The following is a 23,081-nucleotide window of genomic DNA, read 5'->3' on the forward strand; positions in this document are numbered from 1 at the left end:
CCTCTCCTTTTTATGCGATTTGTCCTAAGACTTCAATGACATCATTATATTTTTCTTTCAATTCCTCGATTTCTCTTTTTTGTATTTTTACAACATGCCATAGAGTTGAAATCATTGAATAGGTATCTACGTTGCTACCATTACTGATTGGTGCTGGCATCATTTCAGCAATTCCACCTATTCTAGGTTTATCATATACCCCGGATTCAACATCAGAAATCATGTGATATTTGGATATATTAACGCTATCCAATAACATTAGCGCCTCTTCATCGGTAAGATCTGTTATGTTAGTTTTCAATAATGCCGATGAGTTATTTCTAAAAGCAGATGCTATTAAAGCAACACCATATGTTGCTACAGGACTATCCTTTCTAGCACTAAACTCTAATTCTTTGTTTGTTCCGTCATAAAAAAATCTTCCATATGAACCATCATCATATTGAGAACTATAAGGATAAACCCTTGCATAGCCACTGATATGTTTTAAAGTACCTTCAACACCGCCACTAGAGATAAGATTACGACTAGCAACAATATCCCCATTAGTGTTGATATAAGCCTTACGTACATTATCCCAACGCCATTCATATATGTTATTAACAGAATCATCATTTCGGACTGTCCATGTTCCACCAGGTGCAGTTAAAGAAATTGTTGGATCATATCCAGAAGATTGTGAAATGATTTCAATACCACCAAATGTTGAAGGATCTAAATACTGCCTAAAAGAGCTAGAATTGATAGTTACATCATCATTTAGGTTTGTTATTCCATTAAGATTAATTGCCCCTAAACCTACATTCGGACTGTAATCATAAGGAGTTAAATTAATATCACCATATTTTGATACAAGATTAAGAGGAGCAGACGATCCCTCAGCTGATAATGTCATTTTACCGAATTGTGCATATACCTCGAAATCCCTATTAGCCCCAGAACGTATTATACCGGCTGATTGATCACTTTGGTTAGTGATGGTTAAGTTAGCATGACCATCTACATTTTTTATTTTGATTGGACCATTCATATTCGGAATTCTAACTCCGCCACTAGGAGAGATTAACCATTCAGCAGCCCCCGCAACGGTTACCCTTGATGCATCTGAAGTCATTAACATGAAATCATTCTCTTCATCACAGGCAAAACCTAATCTTTCAACCCCACCAGATACAAAATTTAATTGTTGATGGCTCAGATCATTTTCATCAGCCCAACTGTCCATGAATATGCCATCTTCACTAAAAGCAAATCCACCTCTGGACTTAAAAGCGAATCCATATCTACCTAATTCAAATTCACTATATAGATAATTTACATTAGAAGCATTTTTTCTATATCTTTGATGTAAAAATTCACCCGATGAAATTAATGATTGATCTTTTGTACCATCTGTATAGGTATAAACAGAAGTAAATTCAGCCCCTTGAATGGTCGTAGATGAATTCCCTACAATCGATTGAATAGTAGAACCTGTGATGGTTACCCCTTCTATATCAATTGCTTTTAAAATTCCAGTTGTGATCTTACTTGCATCAAGATTCGCGATCTTTGCATTCGTGATCGTTCCATTAGCAATTTTAGCATTCGTGATAGCTAAATCCGCTATCTTCGCACTATCAACTGCTAAATTAGCAATCTTCGCATTAGTGATCGCTGAACTTGCAATTTGAGCCGTTCCAACTGCTAAATTTCCGATCTTTGCATTGGTGACTGCTAGATTTGCGATTGCTCCTGTACCTACGGCTAAACTTGCAATTTTTGCAGAGGTAATCGCTAAATCATCAATCTTCCCTGTGGTAACTTCAAGATTTCCTATCTTCGCTTCTGTGATAGCTCCATTTGCGATGGCTGCATTTCCAACTGCTAAGTTTGCGATTTTGGCTGAAGTGATTGCCGTATCTGCTATTTTTGCATTGGTAACCGCTAAATTTGCGATTGCACCATTAGAAGCCGTTACTGAATTAGCCGCCATTTGATCTGCCGTTACTGAATCAGCAACGATATTTCCACCATGAATTATGGTAGAACCAGTAGGTCTAAATGGTGTTGGTATAGTTTGTGTAACATCTTCAACTTTTTCCAATTGAAAGGCATCCCAATATACTGTTCTAGCTTCTGAATCTTGGGTTCTTATATATACAGATACCTTTGCAGTATTAGCCGGAGCAGTAGCCGCTGAATATAATCTTGTCCATGAATTATTTTGGTCAATGGTTTTCGATCCATAGGTAGAAGTTAATGCATTTCCAGAAGAATCCCTAAATACAAGAGAGATAACTAATGATGCAGTTGTATCATAAGGTCTTAATGCATAAACACTAGCTATCCATCTTTCACCCGGTTTCGCATCAACAAAACCATTTGAAGTTTCTATATATTTATAAGAATTCGCCGCGCTATTTAATGTTTTTAAAGAATACCTACCAATATAAGCATGGTCTTGTGTTATTTCACAAATAGAATTATTTCCACTTTGCCCAGGTGGTTGTACTCCTAATCCGAATTGATCTAAAGTATCCCATCCCGGCGGCATCACATTACTACTAGAAGTATAAATTACATCAGCACTTATGAAATCTATCTGTGCATTGGTGATGGTAGCATTTGCAATCTTAGCACCTGTAACCGCTAAGTTTTGAATGGCTCCTGTCCCGACTGCTAATTTAGCAATCTTCGCTTCTGTGATAGCTCCATTATCGATCTTCGCATTGGTTACTCCAAGATTAGCAATCTTTGCTCCTGTAACTGCCAAATCTTGAATAGCACCTGTACCAACTGCCAAGTTTGCGATCTTCCCATTTACAACTGCAAGATCATCAATCTTTGCTGATGTTACCGCTAAGTTTTGAATCTTAGCTTCGGTTATGGCTCCATTAGCTATTGCCGCATTACCTACAGCTAAATTAGCGATCTTGGCTGATGTAACTGCTAAATCATCGATCTTACCATTCGTAACTGCAAGGTTTTGTATAGCTGCCGTTCCAACTGCAAGATTCGCAATCTTGGTTGAAGTAACTGCTGAATTCGCTAACTTTTCAGCATCAACCGCTAGATCTGCTAGTTTCGCATTGGTTACTGCATTAGAACCTAATTTCGTTTCTGTTACTGCTCCACTTGCTAATTTAGAAGCATTAACCGCCAAATCTGCTAATTTACCATTTGTAACTGCCCCAGAACCTAACTTTGTTTCTGTGACCGCTCCACTACCAATTTTCCCCTCTGTCACCGCTCCATTTGCAAGCTTAAGAGCATCAACCGCTAAATCGGCTAATCTTGAATTGGTTATTGCTCCACTACCAACTTTTAGCTCTGTAACTGCACCATCTGCGATTTTTTGAGCCGTTACCGCTAGATCATCTAACTTATCATTGTTAACTGCTCCATTTGCGATCTTAGAAGCATCAACGGCTAAATTTCCTAACTTAGAATTGATAACAGAACCATTGGCCATCTTCTCTGCTATAACTGCTAAATCTGCCAATTTCCCTGTTGTGATAGCACTATTTCCTACTTTAACCTCGGTAATAGAACCATTTGCTAATTTATTTGCATTTACTGCTAAATCAGCTAATTTTCCATTCGTAACCGCTCCACTACCTATCTTACTTTCGGTAACTGCAAGATCAGCCAATTTTGATGCATCAACCGCTAAATCGGCAAGCAAATCATTTGTGATGGCTCCAAACATGATTTCATCCGTTATAATCCTTGCCGTTTGTGCTGAAGCTTCTAAACTGAAATCACTAGCATTTCCATGAGTATTTACACCCCTCACTTTGTAATACCATTGTTGATTGGTATCAACAGAATGAGTGTAACCAGAAGATTTCCCCCGATATATGAGATTAGATGGATCTGGTGTAAAATTACTCAATTGAGAAGCATATAACTCATATTCAGCAACATATAATTCACTTTGGAATGTCCAATCTAATAAAACAGTTTGAAACAATCCACTAGCCGTTAATGTTGGAACATCTGGAATAATATCTGGAAAATCAGAACCATCAATAGGTCCCGAATCTCCCCCACTCTCCCATATGCCCTCTTTATCATTGATCTTCGCTTTAATGGCTTCAATTTCTCTTTCCTCATCGTATAATTCTATGAACTGCCCCATTTCCACCTTACCAACGTCATGGGGATTCGACACATCATACTCATAAGAAATAATTCGTAATTCTACTTCAATCGGTTCTGCAAAATTACGATCAATGGCTATATTCGTATCTCCTAAACTCACTTTCTCGAATTCATAACCATCAATATTTTCAAGTAATAAACCATCGATTGTGTAATTAGCAAACTGTTTAGATTGAATTTGAAGGTTATTCCAAGTATCAAGTAATAATTCTTCTGGATCTTCAATATCACCATTTTCATAGAACCCAAAACGATGTCTACGGCTTCCATCAGAATTCTTGTAACCGAATTGAGAAAGAGCCTTTGGATCTCCTACCCATTCCTGTCCTAAAGGCTTGTCAACAGGATCACCATTAGCAACAGACCATTCAACATCTGCGAATGTGATCTTTCTTGTATATCCACCATCTTCTGTTTCAAGACTTTTCCCACGACCATATAAAGCTGTTTTAACATAAGACTTTTTATTGCGACTGATTGCAATAATATCTTTGTCTATTTCCCATCGCTTACCTGTATCAGCTCCACGTCTGGGAAGAATATCTATATATCTCCCAACTATTTCATTATCTAGGATTTCGATCCGATCCCTTAATTCTCCACCCCATGTGTTAAGAATCTTCTCTATGGCATCTTTAACACTAATATAATAATAGTTGGTAGAATTGATCCCTAATGGTGCTACTGTTCCCCTCTGCCATCTAGTATTGATCAAAGCCCGATCTAGTGCATCTTCTGCGGTTGTATCATAAGGGCGAACATCTTCTAAAGGCTCATCCACTAATTCCATGAAAGAAGGTTCACAGATTGCATGGATCTCTGCCCCTTCTTCACCATCAACACTTTCAGTTTCCCTAATAATGAATAATCGGAAATACCCATCCTTATCCATGAATGCAACTTGGTTATCTTCCTTTACATGCACAGAATCTTCATGAGTAGCCGGTACATTAAATTCAAAAGTCGAACCTCGGTTCAATTCTTCTTTAAAGGGTGCATTCCAGAAAGGACAGGCTGCATGTTCTTCGTCTTGATCTGGTTCATTTGATAATACCGCTAATAAATCGTCGTTATCATCAAAAAGTAGTAGGTCTGACATCTTCCCACCTCCTAAAAAGAATTAAGCGAACCGAGGTTTATAGGTTAAATCACTTACCGATGTAAGGGCATCATCTATAATCAATGTGTTACTGCCTTTATCGAGAGAAAACCAAGTTGAAGAAATATCCAGAGTAGGCATTTGAACATTTCCGTTAATCAAAACTTTTCTTTTAGTAAAATCTAGTTCCAAAACATCTCCAGCAGAGAAACCGAAAATAACTCTTACAAATTCACCTGTTAAATTTTTGGTAATTTTATAGTCTGTAGCAGAAGCAGAAAATGTAGCCGTAATTATAAGATTTTTATTTTTTACACCATCATTATTTACGGTTATAGTTCCTGCATCATCAGTAATAGTTTTTTCTGGTTTGTATTTATAAGGGTTCCTCATAAATGGTATTGTCCCACTAGTGATAAAATAATGTTCATCATCATCTATATCACCATTCAAATATGCATAATATGTTGTATCTGGTTCATCTGAAAAAATAACGGGAACTACTTCACCTTCTACTAAAATGGCATTTAGTTGATCCATTTTATCTCTAATATCCTCTAAACCATCAGTTTCTATAATGTAATCAACTTCTAAAGGCTTATCAGGTAGTCTTTTTCGAACATAATAAGAACCATCCCTAGAAGGCATGGTTACTGTTTTTGTTTCTATATTGACTAATCCTCTACCTCTAACTTTCAGAACCCTAATAGGAAGAGGGATGCCCTTATAAGTCATACTTAAACTCAATTTGTTCTCCCCCTTAACTGTCTTAGTGTCCGATTTTTAGTGCCTGTTTGTAACTTTGTCATATCTCCCTGAATACTTTCGGCTATAACTCTACCGTTTAATAAAGATTGAACAATTATCTTTTCTGGTAGTTTTGAAATGGCTTCAGCTATAATACTTGCTATGTTTGTTGAATCTGCATTATTAGAAGAACTAATATTATTTATTCCAGTTGTCAATTGATCCACTTTTGGAAGGTCTGGAATTGATGCAGCCGCCATATTATCAGAAGCTTTTTGGATGTCTCTTACCATCGAGTTGATACCGATCTCAAAGCCTTCTCCAGTAAATACACCAATTTGTTTAAATACTCTTGAAGGAGAATGAATTCCTAATAATCTTTTTGCTCCGCTAATGGCATCATTTACAACACCTCTCACACTATTGACAACACTCCATGCCATGCTTTTTACACCATTTATTAAGCCTTGGATAATGTTTTTACCTATGGATCTTAAATCTACCCCATAAAGGAATGATTTTACGTTATTCCAAATATCTCTAATATTATTGTAAACACTATACATTCTCTCTCTAACTGTGCTGATCATTGAGGAAAATCTATTACTAACTGTTGAAACTATATTATTCAAAGCATTAGAAAAGAAAGATTTTATATTTCCCCAAATGTTACTAATCGTATTTTTAACATTATTAAAAATTGTTGAAATGTTGTTTTTTAAGGTGTTAAACCTACTAACTACATAATTTACGATTGTGGAAATCATATTATTAAAAATGGCTTTTATCCCATTCCAAGTATCAGAGAAAAACTTCTTAATGGAATTCCATACATCGGAAGTTGTTTTTTTGATCTTATCCCAATTGTTTATAATTAAATAAACAAGCAGCCCTACTACTCCAGTAGCTATTGAAAGCATTTCATCCCAATGTTCCGAAAAGAATTTTTTGATAGAATCCCAAACTTTTTGAGATGTTTTTTTAATAGATTCCCAAATATCAGAAAGCCATTTTTTTATAGAATCCCATGTTTCCGATGTAGTTTTTTTAATGGATTCCCATGATTCAGCGATAAATTTACTCAATCCATCCCAAGTCTCTTTCGCTTTTGCTGAAATGGTGTCCCAATTTTTATATAGTAATACTCCAATAGCTATTATTGCAGCTATTGCAGCAACGGCTATTGCTATAGGTGCTGCAATAGCTCCTATGCTAACTCCTAACGTTCCTGCTAGGCCTATAATTGCAGTAATTATAGGTGATAAAGCCAGAAACACACCCATCAAAATCCCTAATACTGTAACTATTGCTGTGATTGTTGCTGCTAATTGAGGGTTTTCAGAAACCCATTCAGCAATTTTTGTGACCACATTAGCAATCATTTGGAATAATGGTTGTAATGATTCATTAAGCTTTTGAATCGCTTGTTGCATTTGAACAGCAGGATCATTGTCCAAACCCTCTACAGATTGATTTAATTGATCCTGATTCTCTTTAGTTGTCTTTAGGTGGTTATCCATATTTAGAATAGTGTCGGTGATATTAGTCCCTTGGTCTTCCCACATTGTTCCGAATATAGAAACTCCTAAAGCGTTTCTTTTGGTCTCATCTTCCACTTTGAGCAATTCTTGGGCTACTGTTTCCATAGCCTTTCGCCCTGTTTCTCCACCTTTGGCGACCTCTTGACCCCATTTTTGAAGCTCTTGCTTTGAAATGTTAGTGCCTTCTAGTAGTTCTGCTGTAGCTTTTGGAACTTCTTGACCGAATTCTTCAAGTTTTATTCTTCCTTCTTTTAGACCGTCTAAAAGGTTATCAATATTCCAAGTTCCGGTTTCAACTCCAGCAGCCATAACTGCTTGAACTTCCTGTGCATTAAATCCTGCATCTGTAAGTTGTTTGCCATATTCTGCGATAATATCTAATTGTTCTGGAGGGAAGCCTATCTTTAAAAGTGAATTGGTTAAACCTAATGCTTCTTCATTTGTTATATTAAGCTCTTTTGATATTTCATTTGTTTCTTGAATAAGTTCGGTGAAATCAACACCTGCATAGGCAGTTGCGATAGTTCCAGCACCTTTAACGATTGCTGCATTAGCTTCATCGCTTGCATCCTTATTTAATGCCCATTGTCTCCTTACACCTTCTAAAGATGATTCTGCATCAATTCCGTATGATTCTACTGTTTTAATTGACGATCTAACAGATTCTATAGATTCTTTAGGAACTTCCATAGATATTTCTATCTTAGTATTTAGAGAAGAGGTATCAAGAGCTTTGTTGACTGCTCCTGCAATACCGCCCCCTGCTGCAATTGCACCAAGAGTAGCTGTCATTTCTGAGCTCATATCTTTCAATGAATCCTTGGCTTCTTGTGCTTCTTTTTCTACTTTATCAAGATCTTTTCGAAGATTTTTTAGACTTGATCCATCATCTACTGAAGCAAGAGCTTTTTTGAACTTATTCAATTCCGCTTCTGTAGATACAATCTCTCTTTGAAATGCTCGATATTGTTCTTCTCCTATATCTCCGCTTTTGAATTGCGCGTCTACTTGTGATTGAGCATTTTTTAGTTGTGATAGTTTTTGAGTCGTATTTTCTACTTGATCACCTAGTAGTTTTTGTTTTTGTGCTAGTAATTCGGTATTGTTCGGATCAAATTTCAATAGTTTATTTACATCTTTCAATTCTGATTGCAAATTAATAGAACGTTTATTTACACTTTGGAGTGCTTTATCGAGTCCCTTTGTTTCACCATCAAGTTCAATTGTTATTCCTTTTATTCTTTTAGCCATGTTCTCACCTACCTTTCAAACAAAAACAAAAAGCCCCAACTATTGTTGAGACTTCAAAATTTATCGAAATCTTTTTGATTGGCTTTCCTTGTTCTCTTCTTCTTGGGATTCTTTTGATCAATGTATTCCTCTATATAATCCAGAATCATACCTATTGTCATTAGTTCCATATCATCAAGGGTTAAACCAACTGACTTGACCATAAAATAAAAAGAGTCTGTAGTGATTGGATCACCGTTAGACTCTTTATTTTCTATTTTTTTTTAGTTTGTAAGGAACTCAATATCAAATCATTTAATTTCGGCAAAATTTCCATGATAGGAAATTCGTCAAATTCGTCTAACCAGTCCAAAGGCTCTCCAATAGACTTATCAGCCGTTTTCGCTAATACCCAACAAAGATTATAGAAAACTTCCATATCTAATGATTTGATTTGCTCATATGTTAGTTTTTTTCCTTTAATCTTTGACAATTGTTCCATTTTCATAATGTCAGCGAAAAAATCCTCATTGAATTGTGTTTTATATCGTAAAGGAGTTGCCCCTGTAGATTTGAATTTCACTTCTCGTCCATCTATTACTAATGTTTTTTCCATTTCTAATTACCACCTTATGCTGTTGTAGTACCTTCTACTGCGGTACTCTTAGCCGATTCAATACCAGAATCACTAACTGCTGTAATTTGGTATGAGTAAGTTGTTGAAGCTGTTAAATCACTATCCGTAAATGTAGTTGTTGCAGATTCTCCAACTTTTTCACCATCACGATAAATATTGTATTTTGAAATCCCACCCTCAAAAGTAACAACATCCCAATTTAAAGGGATTGTCGATGCTGTTGCATTTCCTGCTGTTACATTGGTGGGCGCATTAGGGTGTAGAGTAAACAGCTTTATACCAATTGTCATAAACGGTTGCAGTTGTTTCTGGAGTAGTTTTTGTTTTAACTGCTAAGTCTGTACTTCTTGCGCTTGCAATGAACGTTAATTCGTTTGGTTGTGGCTCGACTGTATCGGTAGTAGTGGAACCAGATAAATTAGGGCGGTTAGCTGCACAATTGTACATTACATGTCTTGTTGCTTTTACATCACCATCAAATTCAAACAGAAAAGCGAATGGTTTCCCCTTTGCGTTCGCTTTCTCAGTTAAAACTTTGTCCGTTTCATGTTTCTCTTCCCCTAGAACATCTATAGCAAAGGATTCTGGAATATTAGCAATACTCAATGTCCCATTATAACCTTGGTTATTTGGTGCTTTATAATAAAGCATATCATCAGCATAAAATTCGATCATATCCCCACGTGCTTCTAAACTTAATTCGACTGAACCAGGCAAAGGAATAGGTGTGTCATATGTGATAATCCCACCACTTTCAGTATATGTTGCATAATGTGCGTTCTTAATACCATAATTCACTTTGTTTTCAGGCATTCTATATCACTCCAATTTGGTATATTTTCTGAAATAAATCTTGATCTTTGATGTAAGTTTCATCACTCTCATAAGGAATATCATTAGCATCAAATATGTCCTCAATTTTCTTTTCAGCAGCGAGATCTTTTTTAACTGTGTAAAGCTCAACATTCACGTTTTTCACTTGTTTGTAAGTCTTGTTATCCGCATGAAAATTATCTGAATCGAATTCAAGATAGGTAATAAAAGGCGGATCTGGAGCAGGGTTGTTTTCAGTTACTTTAAAATGAGAATAAGCTACTGAGAAACCAGTCGCTTTTAATAATTGTGCTAATTCAGTTAAAGTCATCCTTTGATCACCTTCTCAACCTTTTTCATAAATTCATCAATTGCTTTATCCTCTGCGGGTGCAATATGCGGTGTAGATTGAGTCCTACTTCCATCCCTATTTACATGACCATTTTCCAACAAGTGTGTTAGTTGATAATCCGTCCGATTATAGACGACTTGAGCTGTACCAATCTTTTTTCTAGCCCATCCTTTGGCATAATCTCCAGTTTGTTCTGGACTAGTTATTTTGAGGTTTTTAACCGTTCCTTTTGCCACTTCTACCTTAGATTTTTCTAAACCTTCTTCTATTTCCGAAGTATATTCACTTAAAGCTTGAGCGATTTCCCTAGAAAGAGAACCTATTCCTTTTGATTTAGCCATTCTTGATCGCTCCCGTAAGACGTATTTTTTCGCCTTTTGTTTGAGTACGGATAATGTCATATATATCATTGTTGTATTTGAATTTTGTTTCTCCGTTGTACTCAAAGTTATAAACCTCAAACTTTTTTTCTGGTTTAAGACCTAGTGCGCCTGCTTGATAATATTCAGTAGTGCTAATATCGAATTCATTAGCGAAAACTTCTCGCTCTTGTGATTGTTCGATTTGATTTCCTATTTCATCTACTGTGATTGTTATAGACAATAAGAAAATAACATCTTTATGGCGCATAAGGATCACTCGCCTTGTAATCTCCATATAATGAAAGGTGCTGTTTTAGCATTATATAAGATTGATTAAAGCGATCTGCTTCTGGATTGTCATATCCAAAATTCGCTTTAGCATATGTGATTATAGCTCTTTTTATAATTGCATCTGGTTCCGCTGGAGGTGTCGGATTGACTTTTCCTTCGAGTATTCCAGCTTGGATTAAATCGATTTTAGAAGAGTCTATCAACCCTTGAACCTCCATATCGAAAACCGTATTAGATGCACTAATTCGCAATGCTGTTTTCACTTCATCAAGTAAAGTCATTTTCATTCACCCGACTTGTCTAGCTCTTTTTGAGCCTTGAAAGCTTCTTCTTTCCCTTTGACCTTCTCACCGTTAGAAAGCTCATAATAAGCTCCGCCACTATGTTTAGGGAACTCATTTTTATCTGGTTCTGGAGTTTCCTTTTTCGGATCTTCCGAAATTACTCCACCTTCTAAATGACCTTTTTCAATCAAAAAGGCGATCCTTTCCTCATCATCATGAGAATAAGAATCGCCTTCGTTGTAAGGTTTTAAATTGTCCGCTTTATCGAAGAAGGGAATTTTTACCTTATAAGACATCTAAATTACCTCCTTATGCTGCGGCTGCTTTTTGAATAACTACAAGAGAATTTTTATCTACAACTTTGCCATCTACTAACATAACAGATTTCATGATTTCATCCTCTGTATCGTTATCAGTATATTTTTTGATACCCATTTGATAGTTTGTATTTAAAATGTAATCTTTGTAGTTGAATAAGAATGCAACATTATCACCAGTTGCAGCAGTTTTGAAGCTTCCAATATAGTTACAAAGAATAACTTGTCGTCCTAATAAAGTTCTTTCAGGTCGTCCACCAATTCCATAGTTTACTCTTGCAATTGGCTGCCCATCATTATCAACCATACCGATAAAGCCCATGAACGTCTTCTTTGTCATTGTCCATACTGCTCCATCTTCGTATTCAAGTGGAAGTGCTGCTTCTGCTTCAACGATAGTTTCATATTTAAGAGTAGCCGCTGTGATTAATTGATCAGTTGCAGGAGTTTCAGCTAGAATTCCTTTTGGTTTTCCAGTACCATCACCACTAATAATTGCTTGTTCAATCGCTTTTGTCATTGCTTCTGCAATGTTATTTACAATAGTCGTTTCAAAGATTGCAAGACTAACAGTATCTACTTCAAGAGTAACAGCAACCGCACAACGTAACTTGTGGTATGCAAATGTAATAGATCCTGTAGACTTTTTCTGTTTGTCGCTTCCTGCTCCTTCAGCTACCCATGTTGCAACTGGTTTTACAGAAGAAGTTGGGACAGTTACCCCACCTTTAATAGATGTGCGAGTGACTAAAGGTAAAATCATTCCAGTAGCTTCTAATTTTTCAACGATTCTATTAAGAATAGTGTTCGGAATAACTGACCCTACATCAGTTGTAGCTGTAATTGCATCTGCTCTTAACTCTTTTGGAATTGTTTCACCAGTTAAAACGAAGTTCATGAAAGCTTTACGGTATTCCATTGTATCTGTTGGATCTATTTCATCATTACGTTCTTCTTTATTTCCACCAGTATTAAAAGTTTCAATTTTCCTTACTTCACCTTGACCAGATTCGATTTGCTTTGTTTCATCTAATAAACGCTGGCGAGTTTCTAAATCTGCTAATTCATCATTTAATTCTCGAACTTCTTTTTCTAAATCTTTTAGATTAACATCTTTGCTTCGCTTTTCATCTTTTAAAATTTCGTTGATTTCTGCTTTTCTTTCTAAGATCTCTTTAATACGGTTCATTTAAACCACTCCTATAAATTATTTAAAATGTATATTCTTGAACGCAATTCTGCTTTTTCATCTTCAATGTAATGTTTCAAAGGATCATAGCCCCTTGCACTAACTTCGCTATCTGGATAGGCAGGATAGGCAACGGCTGAAACTTCGAATAACTTTGCTTTCGTGACTGTTCGCAACATCAAATCATCATCAGGTTCTTCTATCTCTTCGTTGATCATTTGAAAGCCAAAACTTACTCCATCAACGTCACCCCGTTTAATAGATTTGAAAGAATCATCACCTAAATTAGTGTTAGGTAAATCCAATTCAAATCGAAGTCCTATAGGATCTTCAGATAGCCTTAAGGTGTTGTTTTTGGTTCGCCCTAATACTTTAGAAACATCATGTGACCATAAAAACCGCTGATCATCTTTTTGTAACGAATCAGCGAAAGCACCTTGTTTAAATTGTTCTCTGAACTTACGATAAAAGCCCATGACATGCGATTTTTGCCCCCACTTAACGGCATAACCAAATAGACTTTTATTGCCATCATCGTCTTCACGAAATTCAATTTTCTGTGTCAGTATTTCCCTTGTCTCCGTTTTCTCCATTTCCATCACCCCCTTTACTTGCATTTATTTCAGCAGTATCTAAACGTCTTAAAGGTTTATCTCCACCCTCTAAAGGTGCTAAATTAAGGATTTTCCGCCATTCGTTTGGAGTCATCGCTTGTCTATCTACCATTTTTTCTAAACCTAATTTAGTAGCCATTGAAGCATATTGGAGACTAATAGACTCAAAAACAATTTTGTTTCCAAATCCTCTTTCTCTCCTAGAAAATAACTTCCTAGTATATTCGTTTGCTAATTGCATCGCTACTGGTTCAATAACTGACTCATAATAAGCGTTCCATTGATCTTCTGTGTAATCAGATTGGACGATAGACTTATTGGTGTTGAAAAAGTTATAAATCCTCTCAACGGTTCCATTCATTTGTTTATCGTCTGGAACAAAGCTTTTAGGTTCTACTTGCTTTGCATCTGCTTTAGCATCTGTGGCGGCAGCCCCCACGACTTTACTATCAGAAGACAAGAAGTTATTAACAAAACGTTGTGTTTCTGCTTCAATGTCTTCTGGTCTTAATGTTTGATTAAACTTAAGTAACCATCTAATAATATTTGAGTTTTTAATTGCTTTAATTAGCCCTTGATCAATCGTTTTTACAATGTCCATTAGATCCGTTAATGCATCTTGAGGGCTATCACCAAACATATTATGACTGTTAAAGTCTTGCCTTAAATGAATAACATCAGCATAGGGAACAACCATTTTTGAACCATCTTCAAAATAAAAACGGAGATACATATCACCTAAAGCCCCTTCTAGCATTTCAACTTCAATGGCAGGGATAGGATATATCTCCGTTGGTAGCAATGTGTTCGTATCTCTTTTGATCAAGGCGAACGCATTATTATTTAGTTCTAACTGAACGGCTAACTTTTCTTGCAACATCTGTCCACTCATTAAAGGATTAGGATCTATCAAGAGCATTTTAATGTTGATATCTGGACTATCTAAAAAACCATTAGCATTATCTCGAATGTGCTTTCCTATAAGCTTTCCAATCGCCTTCGCTTTCGGACGTATACAAGCCCTTACGATATCACTTTTATAAATGCTGCCTTGCCAAGCATAAAACCCATCACCAAGATCATTAATGAGCTTATAACCTGTTATCGTTTGATTTGTTGATGCCTTTTTACCGAACATCCATTGTATTAAACCAATTTTAATCACCCCCTTAAATTAAATTTTCATATTCTGCTTGTTTATCATTAAACACTACATAGGCATTTAACATACACGCTAAACCATCTATACGCCTTCTGTGATTTGTACCCTTTACAGGTTGTATAGTGTTGTTCTTTTCGTCAACATGAATAGATGTATTTGTTAAACACCATTTTGTAATGGGGTTGTTTTCATAATTTATTCGTTTTTTCTCTAATTCTGCTTTTAATAGCTTCATAGGACTTGATAGGGTTTGTTTTCCTTGAGCGACTGGTATCATAGACTCTTTACCAAAGAAGTTTTGCATTTCCTCAACCCAATAACGTGCTGACCATCTATCATATCCATTCCAAGGAATGTAAACATCATATTCTTGCTGCATTTCTACGAACCATTCTGTCACATATTTATGATGGACTGTATTTCCTTCTGTGGTTCTTAACAAGCCCTTTTCATGCCATAAATCATATGGAATTTTATCTTCATTTGTTCTTTGTTCTAAAAGATCTTCTGGCAGCCAATACATATGTTTAACATAAATTGAAGGATCATTAGGAACTTTGAACATTATGCAAGCTGCTGTTAAATCTACCGTTTGTGATAGATCCGCACCACCAATAGCATAGCGTGGTTTTAATTCTTTTATATCGAATGTATTTGGATTATTCGCTTCTTCAAAACTCAACCATGCTTCTGTAGATGTTTCTCTGACATTAAAATCTTTTGTTAATAAGTTTTTAACAAGCATCGAGTTAGCTTTTGCCTTATTAACTTTCGTTTCAAGCTGATCAACCTTTTTTACAGTTCCTAAAGCTGGATTTGCTTTTTTCCACATTGCAGGATCTTGCCATTCGTTTCTATTATCCAATTCATATATGATCGGAAGATATCTGTCGTCTTTATATCCATCCGGATCATCAAAACCATTCAATAACATTTCCGCTTCTTCATACTTCATGTCAAAAACAGATTCACGAATAGTCCCTGCTGTTGTTATCATTATTATTAGAGGTTGTTCTCTCGCACTTGTACCATCAACAATTACGTCATAAAGGTTTTTATCTCTCCAAGCGTGAACTTCATCCAGAGAAGCTCCATGTACGTTCAAACCATCAAGAGTATCACTATCACTTCCTACTGGTTTAAAAACACTATCGTTAAAATCAGCATTCAATTCTTTTACTAGAGTTTTAATACGTTTAGACAAAACAGGGCTTTTCTTGACCATTCTCTTTGATTCAGACCATACGATTTTCGCTTGTTGTTCCTTTGTGGCAACTGCATATATCTCCGCTCCGCCTTCTCCATCTGCAACCTGTAAATATAAACAGATCCCACTAGATAAAGTGGATTTCCCGTTTTTCCTTGCCACGACCAAAAAGACCTCACGATATTTTCGTGTGCCGTCTATTTTGTGTACAAAACCGAATGTTGCAGCTAAAAATGCATGCTGCCATAATTCAAGATCTATAGGAGATCCAGCCCATTTCCCTTTCGAATGCTTACAGAAGTTTTCTATAAATTCAATAGCATGATTGGCTTTTTTAGGACTGTATTCATACTCAGATTTATCATCATGAATATCATCAACCAGTTTTTTATAAATCCTTCTTACTTTATCCCCTACAACTTCTTCCCCTGACTCAATTTTTTTGTAGTAATCAATAATTGGATTATAAGCAAGAGGATATCTCTTTCTAAGCTTCATTTGTTTTCCACAAACGATTCAAAACCGTCATCATCGTCAGAGGTATCAACATTTAATCCGTCTTTAGGAAGAAGGGCGAAAAGTTTCTCATATGCTGAAGTATATCTATTGATCATAGTGTTATATGACTTTTGGGCAGGGTTTTCTACTACCATTCGCTGTGATCCATTAACAAAAGTATAAGTTGCACCTTTGGTTTTAATTGTATCTTCTAAAATTTCAAGAGTTATCGTCATAAAAGCAACTCTTTCAATTAATCTTTGTACTACCTGTTTCTTATCTTCTTGCAAGTTTTCGAAAATTTTTCTATATCTCTCTATTTCTTCTTTGATTAATTCATCTTGTTTTTTCTTGCTCAATTTCGCCATGTTTTTCACCCTCCTTTTTTAAAAAATGACCATCCTTAAACCCCTCTGAAAATTGATCCCCCCCTCATATAAAAAATGACCTGTGTATTTTTTGAAAGTCCATCCATCGGTTTCCTTGAGGTGGAGTAAAAAATAAAAAATAGGGGGGAGTCCACTTTTTTTGGGTGCCAATTTTCATAAAAGTATTGTCCTAATGTAAAGCTTTAGTTATCAAAATAATCTTGTGTTGGACTTTTATTATTTAATAAAGTCTCTTTTCTTAATTACTTCTTGAATTAATGCACCTGTTACTGCAAGAAGTTTTTTTCTTCTATACTCTTTTTTACTAATACTTTTTCTTTTATAAATTGAAATCCATATAAAAGAAAGGCTTCAACAATAAAAACATACATTAGTTGAATTTTTTTCATTCGGACTAATGAAGCTACTCCAAATTTTTGCAAGTAATAAACCAACCCATAAGTAAACAATCCATCTACAACTAAATTCAGCAGCATATACCTAAGAAATTTTCCGTACGTCCATTTTAAAATCCACATAGAACCGACTAAAAATGGTCCCCACATAAAAGGGATAACCCCTGACATCTTAGGATGGAGTGTTTCATACCACCACCACCATCTCCTTTTTTTGGCGATAAAATTAACAATCCTAACCACCAAAGAAATAAACAAAGCAGCAGGAAAAAATCGTTTAAAAGCATCTTTTCCTAACAACGGTACAGAAAACCACGGAATTATCATCAGTAGTAGTAACAATGATTTCGAATACTTCATATATTTCATTTATATATGAACCTCCTATTCAATCCATCAGAAATAATATCCCCAGAATAGGAAAAATATAAAAGTAACACCATCTATAAACTCCATAAAAAAAGAGACGAATATTATTTGTCACTTTTTCATTACCTTCTTCAACAAAACTGCTTCGATAGCTCAATAAGAAAACAACATGCTTCTTTAACAGAGCCTAAAAATAAAAAATACCTCCTGTCTTTAAAAGAACGGTATTAACACCTTTGTACTAGACTTCCATCAGCATCAAACATTAATCCATCAACTACTGGACTGTATTTATCATGGTGTTCTTTATTGTGACAATCTTGACAAAGTAGCTCTAAGTTATTGAAATTCAAAGTGATATCAGGATCATTTATGTTCTGTGGTGTAATATATAGTTTATGGTGAACTATTTTCCCTGTCCCTTGGCATCTTTCGCACAATCCATGTTTTAGATTGAAATAAGACTTTCTGCACTTCTTCCAAGCTGTTGATTGGTAGAACTTCTTAGCATATTCTTTCATCCAACCACTTCCCTTTTACTAAAAAGACACCATCCATAATTGAATGATGTCCTCTTGATATATTTCGTTAATACCATATTAGCACCTCTAAAACAAAATGCTCTGCCGTTCTTCTGCCAAATATCTGCCTTTTATCTGACAATCAGATAAAATTACGAAAAATTGATATTAATATGCTAATAAAATCATTTTTAATAAAAACATAATTAATCAACTTATATTTAATAAAAATATATATAACAAAAACTACCAAGAACAACAAATTAAAAATTAACAAAGACCAAAAAAGTCTACGTATTGAATTAGTTAACTCTTTATATGGATTTAGAAGGTATATCTTTTTTATTTCCTCTACTTCGCGTTCAGGAATTAATGAAATTTCATTTATAAAATGATTAAATTGATCCCGTGTAAGTTCAAACCTTTTTTCAGAAGAGTTCTTAGTGATTACGTAAAATACAAATGAAAACACGAAGAGCACCAATAGAAAAATCAAAACAAAAGATAAACTGATATTCGTTAAAGATCTGAAAATAGTTGTAACTATGATAATCAGAACTGACAGAATGGAAGCTACAATTGAATTACTAACTTTATCTGTTTGTTCATATATTACTTTTGAAGCACTCATAGCCTCTTTCAATAACTGGTCTTTGGTCTTAAAAAAATCTTTTATATTGTCCTCAATATAATGATTATAATAATGATTTATTGTCTTCCATATGTTTTCTAACTTATTATCAAATACTGTTATGTTATCCTTATCATTCATATACAATGAAATAACTTTTTTTATTATTATGTACTTCTCAGTATATTTTTTTTGTGATATTAAAAACAAAAAAACATGTACCAAAGTTTGATAATTCTTGGTTGTAAAACCTTTTTCCTTTGACATGTTGATGTTTTTTTCACCTCTGATTACATAAAAATCACCTTCTAACTTATCTGAGAGACAATCTAGCATTGTATAATAAAACTCATTTCTAATCATATTAATCAAAGGTACTACTTCTTTCATTTGATTATTATCTTTAATGACAAAAGAATAGGGATTATAAATCATTGTTTGGTTTGACTTCTTATTATTTGACAAATAGAAATCTAAGTGATCTGTTATCTCAGGGTCTAGTTTCTTTAAATGTATAACCTTTTCAGCAATTTCGTTATTAACGTTCACGAAATTCAATAGTTGCGTTTCAAAATCAATAGTATTTACTACACCAATGTTTAATTTATTCTCTCTGTTAGAATGACTAAAATTCTTTAACGATTCTATAACAGAATTTTGTTCAAAGAATATCAAATCCAAATTCTCAACTTTTTTAAATGATATTTCTTTTTGAATATCAAGTGTGATGGAATCAATTTCCTCAATATGAGTACTTCCTCTTTTCAAATCCTCAATTACATCTTCAAATGGGTCACCAAGAGGATTTAATGAGTAAGTAAAATGATTTATACGTTTCCCTATTGCTTCAAAGAGGTCTAAAGACAATTTATCACTTAGTGAAATGACAATCATGTTGGTGTCCTCTAGGATTTCATATGGTTTGCCCTTGAGCAAAGCAAGGATATCGATATACTCTTCATATATAGTTAATACATTTACTTCACTCATGGCTCACCTCACCTTTTTATTTTACGTCTTTTTTAAATCCTAGAGATTTATCAATTGTTATTACCACGTTTTTTTCACTATCAGTTTTTACATTTATTTTCCCTATTACTCCTCGATTAAATCTAAAAAAAACTTGATTTTTTTCGGCTCTATACCTTACAACATTATCATCCCTTGTAGCTGTAAATGTTGTCTGATGATCTGGAAACTTTTCTAGATACCCATTAACAAAGTCATTTGAAGAATTTCGGATAAAAATCTCCCTATCCACCATATCATTAGGAACAGTATTCTCAAAGACATTTCGTATTGAAGTCCTTAATTCAATTCTTGATTCATTTGAAAACTCTCTGTCAATTGATTCAATTATTTTGTGGGATTCAACATCAGGAAGTATATTTAATACTTTCTCTTTTGCTTCTCTAATTACCTGCCTTGTAATTATCCTATCATTTAGTAGTTCTTGTGCTTGTAAATATGTTTCGATAAAAAAGCGAGCTGGTTCTCCTTCTTTTTGTTGTTTATCCATTACAAACAAATCCGCTTTTTTGCTATCTTCCTCATACTTTGTCTTAATAATTGCACACTTATGTACCCTGTCGTTAGAATCCGGTAGTATATTCTCTAACACCTTGACTGTTAATGTAGAAATATCAATCTGTACTCCACTTTTAGGATCTAGCTTAATTATAAATATACATGGATCTTCATTGAATTCAACCTCTAATACAAAAAAAGTACCACTACTATTTGAGCTTGAGTTTTTCATGATTTTAAAAAGATTTTCTGTGAGCTCCTTAGATAGTTTTAAGAATTCTCCATCAGATTTGCTGACTGCATATCTACTTACTTTAGTTTTTATAGTGGCATCAGTGTCAATAAATTTACAACTTTTAGTCGATTTCCCCTCTCTTGTCTCTAAAAAATGAGTAGTAAAAAAATCAATGATTGTGCCATGATCCTCATTTAAAGGAAAAATCTTTTCGGAGACTTTTGGTCCAGATTCCTGCAGATTAAGTGCATTGATTGCTAGTCTTTTTATTTCAATATTTCTTTTTTCACTCAATTTGATACCTCATTCCATTTATATTCTCCTATTAATATACCAATTACATACAAATAATTGTTACTTTCGACAAAAGCAGACAAAAAATACCCCTACAAAAGATAGGGGTATAAGTCAATTTTTATATACTTCTATTTTCAATATAAAAGCAAGCTTGTAAAATATTCTCGCTTTTAGTCGATAATACCTTCTTTCACTAAAACCAATTTCATTATAAACTTCATAATCGAATGTTTCTTCATCTTCTAAGTACCGTTTGTAAATTATCTCTCGTTCCATTTTAGTTAATCTATTTACACCACGAATGACCCATTCCAAGTAACGATAACGTTCACGTTCTCTATCCACATTGTCAATCGCTGCATCTTCTGTTGATGAATGAAAAGCATTGGTGTTAGATGGTGGGACTAGTGAATAAGTTGCGGTCACTTTGGGAAGTTTCTCATCTGGAACAGTAAGTAAATAAAAACGATATTTTTCAAGTGCAGCTTCAACTGCCTCTTTTGTTTTTTCACGATCTATTTCAGGAAGCCTAAATGATAACTGATTTCCCACCTTTAGATCCCTCCTATATGATATAATTCTATTGAGTTGATCAGGAGAAATCTTGATCTTTTTTTGTTTTTTAGATAAGTTCATCACTTTCGCTATCTTCTTTTTCTTCTTCCTCTATCTCTTCATTTTCAGAAGCTATTTGATCGATTGTAACTTGATCAACATTTGCAACCCCCTCTTTACCAACATTGTATTTAATTCCCTCACGCTGTTCTTCGTTAAAATCATCAATATCCATTTGTGATTCTACAATAGTAAGAGTTACATCTGATCCAGCTTTACGATAAAAATTGAATGATTGGTCCGAAGAAGTGTCACCTTTTACAATGAATTCAAGAACAGTTTTTTTACTATCTTTAGTAGTTTTATTGAATTCACAAGTTAGTTTTTGATCTACTCCTTCAATCTCCAGCTCAACTACTTCTCTCGTAAGCTTGCTGATTTCTGGTTTCTTTTCATCTTCTCCTTTTACCCAAAATACTACTTGTTCCTTTTTACTGTCTTTAATTTGTTTATTGAAATGTGCTTTTAAAGTTAATTGCATGTTTTTTCTCTCCCTTTTTGTTTTATTATTTCGAATTTTCCTTGAAATGCGAATTAATGTTTATAAATCCATTGAATTTTTCATAGTTCTTATGTCATAATTAAATTACATAATTATACATTTTTGTGATGAAAAGGGCTTATTATGACAACTTATCAATCCTTAACTAATAAAATTGAATCTTTAAGAAAATTAATGATTGAGACAGCTAGGATACATGGTCATACATCACCGAAAACTATTAAAATCAGTCAAGAACTAGACATGCTCTTACTTTTAATCATTAAAGAAAAGAACTCTAAAGACATATAAAGTTGCTTATGTGACTGTTTTCACGCGAACTACGAACTATTTTTGTCGAAACCCTTTCATTAATATAGGCAATGTTACATAATTGTTAAATAAACTTATAATTGAAAGGGTAGTTATCATGATTCCAATAGAGCTTATATGTCGTGAACTCAAACGATTAAGGGATGATTATAAGAAATGTGAAAATACTGAAATCAAGAAACAGATAAATAGTGATATAGAACTTTTAAGTGAAGCTCTATTTTTGTGTGACCATCCCTCAAAAAATGATAACTCTTAAACAAAACTTACAATTTAACATTTCAATTCGGAAATTACTCTGTGATTTTGAAAAAAAAACTACATTATTTTTTTATCTTTGTAATAAAAAATCCAAAAAACAAAATACTAAGCATAATTACTTTACTATTTTTATTGGAGGATCGTTTTGGAAAATAATAATCGTAACATAAAACAAACTCAGGAAAAATTCGAGTTACCCACTATATGGTCTGAATTTATGAATGATACAATGTCTATTTTTTCACTTATGGAATCGGCGGCACTAACCAAAGATGAAGAAGAATTTAAGAAGATACAAATACTTGCTGATAGTATTGGAAAATCGATACAAAAAAAATCAGCATTATAAATTCTCATTCCACCAGTGAGTTATTTTACTGGTTCTTTTTGATTCTTCCCTATTTCTCTTTTTATATCAAATGAATAGTTTAACGAAGTACGAACTAACCGTTTATTCCTTATCTCCTTCATAATTTTCCTCTTTTATAAAACCGCATCTATAAACAACCTAATATTTGGGTATTATATCTATGAGGTG

24 protein-coding genes are annotated in these 23,081 nt (G+C 34.3%); 2 read left to right on the forward strand and 22 right to left on the reverse strand.

Annotated features, from left to right (window positions below; all coding sequences use genetic code 11):
- Positions 1-10: 10 nt before the first annotated feature.
- The 22 genes from BK577_RS17945 to BK577_RS18050 form a co-directional block, all read right to left on the reverse strand.
- Positions 11-5,245, reverse strand: a complete 5,235-nt coding sequence (locus BK577_RS17945) for a phage tail spike protein (protein WP_078434226.1) — start codon at positions 5,243-5,245, stop codon at positions 11-13.
- Positions 5,246-5,266: 21 nt separating this feature from the next.
- Positions 5,267-5,992 (reverse strand): distal tail protein Dit, encoded by a 726-nt coding sequence (locus BK577_RS17950; RefSeq protein WP_078434227.1) that lies wholly within the window; start codon positions 5,990-5,992, stop codon positions 5,267-5,269.
- Positions 5,989-8,784, reverse strand: coding sequence for a phage tail protein (locus BK577_RS17955; RefSeq protein WP_078434228.1), 2,796 nt, complete (start codon positions 8,782-8,784; stop codon positions 5,989-5,991). The genes BK577_RS17950 and BK577_RS17955 overlap by 4 nt, the downstream gene beginning before the upstream one ends.
- A gap of 253 nt (positions 8,785-9,037) precedes the next feature.
- Positions 9,038-9,379 carry a hypothetical protein gene (locus tag BK577_RS17960; protein ID WP_078434229.1) on the reverse strand — a complete coding sequence of 114 codons (342 nt, stop codon included), beginning with the start codon at positions 9,377-9,379 and terminating at the stop codon, positions 9,038-9,040.
- 14 nt (positions 9,380-9,393) lie between these two features.
- The gene (locus BK577_RS17965; protein WP_078434230.1) at positions 9,394-9,690 is read right to left on the reverse strand and encodes a fibronectin type III domain-containing protein; all 297 of its coding nucleotides are present in this window, start codon (positions 9,688-9,690) and stop codon (positions 9,394-9,396) included.
- Positions 9,653-10,213: a major tail protein gene (locus BK577_RS17970; protein WP_078434231.1), complete on the reverse strand. Its 561-nt coding sequence runs from the start codon at positions 10,211-10,213 to the stop codon at positions 9,653-9,655. The genes BK577_RS17965 and BK577_RS17970 overlap by 38 nt, the downstream gene beginning before the upstream one ends.
- A gap of 1 nt (position 10,214) precedes the next feature.
- Positions 10,215-10,544 carry a hypothetical protein gene (locus BK577_RS17975; RefSeq protein WP_078434232.1) on the reverse strand — a complete coding sequence of 110 codons (330 nt, stop codon included), beginning with the start codon at positions 10,542-10,544 and terminating at the stop codon, positions 10,215-10,217.
- The gene (locus BK577_RS17980) at positions 10,541-10,906 is read right to left on the reverse strand and encodes a hypothetical protein (protein ID WP_078434233.1); all 366 of its coding nucleotides are present in this window, start codon (positions 10,904-10,906) and stop codon (positions 10,541-10,543) included. Before BK577_RS17980 ends, BK577_RS17975 begins: the two co-directional genes overlap by 4 nt.
- Positions 10,899-11,195 (reverse strand): phage head closure protein, encoded by a 297-nt coding sequence (locus BK577_RS17985; RefSeq protein ID WP_169908364.1) that lies wholly within the window; start codon positions 11,193-11,195, stop codon positions 10,899-10,901. The genes BK577_RS17980 and BK577_RS17985 overlap by 8 nt, the downstream gene beginning before the upstream one ends.
- On the reverse strand, positions 11,185-11,499 hold the full coding sequence (locus BK577_RS17990) for a head-tail connector protein (RefSeq protein ID WP_425435951.1): 315 nt from the start codon (positions 11,497-11,499) through the stop codon (positions 11,185-11,187). Before BK577_RS17990 ends, BK577_RS17985 begins: the two co-directional genes overlap by 11 nt.
- A 2-nt stretch (positions 11,500-11,501) precedes the next feature.
- Complete coding sequence (locus BK577_RS17995) at positions 11,502-11,798, reverse strand: hypothetical protein (RefSeq protein WP_078434236.1); 297 nt, start codon at positions 11,796-11,798, stop codon at positions 11,502-11,504.
- A gap of 13 nt (positions 11,799-11,811) precedes the next feature.
- On the reverse strand, positions 11,812-13,008 hold the full coding sequence (locus BK577_RS18000; protein ID WP_078434237.1) for a phage major capsid protein: 1,197 nt from the start codon (positions 13,006-13,008) through the stop codon (positions 11,812-11,814).
- An 11-nt stretch (positions 13,009-13,019) separates the two neighbouring features.
- Positions 13,020-13,601 (reverse strand): HK97 family phage prohead protease, encoded by a 582-nt coding sequence (locus BK577_RS18005; protein ID WP_078434238.1) that lies wholly within the window; start codon positions 13,599-13,601, stop codon positions 13,020-13,022.
- Positions 13,558-14,778, reverse strand: coding sequence for a phage portal protein (locus BK577_RS18010; RefSeq protein ID WP_078435310.1), 1,221 nt, complete (start codon positions 14,776-14,778; stop codon positions 13,558-13,560). The genes BK577_RS18005 and BK577_RS18010 overlap by 44 nt, the downstream gene beginning before the upstream one ends.
- Before the next feature lie 13 nt (positions 14,779-14,791).
- The gene (locus tag BK577_RS18015; protein ID WP_078434239.1) at positions 14,792-16,489 is read right to left on the reverse strand and encodes a terminase large subunit; all 1,698 of its coding nucleotides are present in this window, start codon (positions 16,487-16,489) and stop codon (positions 14,792-14,794) included.
- Positions 16,486-16,857, reverse strand: a complete 372-nt coding sequence (locus tag BK577_RS18020; RefSeq protein ID WP_078434240.1) for a P27 family phage terminase small subunit — start codon at positions 16,855-16,857, stop codon at positions 16,486-16,488. The genes BK577_RS18015 and BK577_RS18020 overlap by 4 nt, the downstream gene beginning before the upstream one ends.
- A 287-nt stretch (positions 16,858-17,144) precedes the next feature.
- A complete protein-coding gene (locus tag BK577_RS18025) occupies positions 17,145-17,642 on the reverse strand; it encodes a hypothetical protein (protein ID WP_078434241.1) in 498 nt (165 codons plus the stop codon).
- Positions 17,643-17,869: 227 nt separating this feature from the next.
- A complete protein-coding gene (locus BK577_RS18030; protein ID WP_078434242.1) occupies positions 17,870-18,163 on the reverse strand; it encodes an HNH endonuclease in 294 nt (97 codons plus the stop codon).
- 142 nt (positions 18,164-18,305) lie between these two features.
- The gene (locus BK577_RS18035) at positions 18,306-19,784 is read right to left on the reverse strand and encodes a hypothetical protein (protein ID WP_078434243.1); all 1,479 of its coding nucleotides are present in this window, start codon (positions 19,782-19,784) and stop codon (positions 18,306-18,308) included.
- A gap of 16 nt (positions 19,785-19,800) precedes the next feature.
- Positions 19,801-20,850 carry a nucleoid-associated protein gene (locus BK577_RS18040; RefSeq protein ID WP_169908366.1) on the reverse strand — a complete coding sequence of 350 codons (1,050 nt, stop codon included), beginning with the start codon at positions 20,848-20,850 and terminating at the stop codon, positions 19,801-19,803.
- 114 nt (positions 20,851-20,964) lie between these two features.
- Positions 20,965-21,405 (reverse strand): ArpU family phage packaging/lysis transcriptional regulator, encoded by a 441-nt coding sequence (locus tag BK577_RS18045; RefSeq protein ID WP_245823542.1) that lies wholly within the window; start codon positions 21,403-21,405, stop codon positions 20,965-20,967.
- 70 nt (positions 21,406-21,475) lie between these two features.
- The gene (locus BK577_RS18050; RefSeq protein ID WP_078434246.1) at positions 21,476-21,949 is read right to left on the reverse strand and encodes a hypothetical protein; all 474 of its coding nucleotides are present in this window, start codon (positions 21,947-21,949) and stop codon (positions 21,476-21,478) included.
- 144 nt (positions 21,950-22,093) lie between these two features.
- Between BK577_RS18050 and BK577_RS18055 the strand changes: the two genes are divergently transcribed.
- Both BK577_RS18055 and BK577_RS18060 read left to right on the forward strand, forming a co-directional pair.
- The gene (locus tag BK577_RS18055; RefSeq protein ID WP_078434247.1) at positions 22,094-22,261 is read left to right on the forward strand and encodes a Spo0E family sporulation regulatory protein-aspartic acid phosphatase; all 168 of its coding nucleotides are present in this window, start codon (positions 22,094-22,096) and stop codon (positions 22,259-22,261) included.
- A gap of 427 nt (positions 22,262-22,688) precedes the next feature.
- A complete protein-coding gene (locus BK577_RS18060) occupies positions 22,689-22,892 on the forward strand; it encodes a hypothetical protein (RefSeq protein ID WP_078434248.1) in 204 nt (67 codons plus the stop codon).
- Positions 22,893-23,081: the final 189 nt, after the last annotated feature.

The sequence above is a fragment of the Metabacillus halosaccharovorans genome (genome assembly GCF_002019635.1).
In the GTDB taxonomy this organism is placed as follows: domain Bacteria; phylum Bacillota; class Bacilli; order Bacillales; family Bacillaceae; genus Metabacillus; species Metabacillus halosaccharovorans.

Coding starts and splice junctions, on each gene's coding strand:
- BK577_RS17945 (WP_078434226.1), bottom strand. CDS start 5,245: ATGTCAGACCTACTACTTTTTGATGATAACGACGATTTATTAGCGGTA.
- BK577_RS17955 (WP_078434228.1), bottom strand. CDS start 8,784: ATGGCTAAAAGAATAAAAGGAATAACAATTGAACTTGATGGTGAAACA.
- BK577_RS17960 (WP_078434229.1), bottom strand. CDS start 9,379: ATGGAAAAAACATTAGTAATAGATGGACGAGAAGTGAAATTCAAATCT.
- BK577_RS17965 (WP_078434230.1), bottom strand. CDS start 9,690: ATGACAATTGGTATAAAGCTGTTTACTCTACACCCTAATGCGCCCACC.
- BK577_RS17970 (WP_078434231.1), bottom strand. CDS start 10,213: ATGCCTGAAAACAAAGTGAATTATGGTATTAAGAACGCACATTATGCA.
- BK577_RS17975 (WP_078434232.1), bottom strand. CDS start 10,544: ATGACTTTAACTGAATTAGCACAATTATTAAAAGCGACTGGTTTCTCA.
- BK577_RS17980 (WP_078434233.1), bottom strand. CDS start 10,906: ATGGCTAAATCAAAAGGAATAGGTTCTCTTTCTAGGGAAATCGCTCAA.
- BK577_RS17985 (WP_169908364.1), bottom strand. CDS start 11,195: ATGCGCCATAAAGATGTTATTTTCTTATTGTCTATAACAATCACAGTA.
- BK577_RS17990 (WP_425435951.1), bottom strand. CDS start 11,499: ATGACTTTACTTGATGAAGTGAAAACAGCATTGCGAATTAGTGCATCT.
- BK577_RS17995 (WP_078434236.1), bottom strand. CDS start 11,798: ATGTCTTATAAGGTAAAAATTCCCTTCTTCGATAAAGCGGACAATTTA.
- BK577_RS18000 (WP_078434237.1), bottom strand. CDS start 13,008: ATGAACCGTATTAAAGAGATCTTAGAAAGAAAAGCAGAAATCAACGAA.
- BK577_RS18005 (WP_078434238.1), bottom strand. CDS start 13,601: ATGGAGAAAACGGAGACAAGGGAAATACTGACACAGAAAATTGAATTT.
- BK577_RS18015 (WP_078434239.1), bottom strand. CDS start 16,489: ATGAAGCTTAGAAAGAGATATCCTCTTGCTTATAATCCAATTATTGAT.
- BK577_RS18020 (WP_078434240.1), bottom strand. CDS start 16,857: ATGGCGAAATTGAGCAAGAAAAAACAAGATGAATTAATCAAAGAAGAA.
- BK577_RS18025 (WP_078434241.1), bottom strand. CDS start 17,642: ATGAAATATATGAAGTATTCGAAATCATTGTTACTACTACTGATGATA.
- BK577_RS18030 (WP_078434242.1), bottom strand. CDS start 18,163: ATGAAAGAATATGCTAAGAAGTTCTACCAATCAACAGCTTGGAAGAAG.
- BK577_RS18035 (WP_078434243.1), bottom strand. CDS start 19,784: ATGAGTGAAGTAAATGTATTAACTATATATGAAGAGTATATCGATATC.
- BK577_RS18050 (WP_078434246.1), bottom strand. CDS start 21,949: ATGCAATTAACTTTAAAAGCACATTTCAATAAACAAATTAAAGACAGT.
- BK577_RS18055 (WP_078434247.1), top strand. CDS start 22,094: ATGACAACTTATCAATCCTTAACTAATAAAATTGAATCTTTAAGAAAA.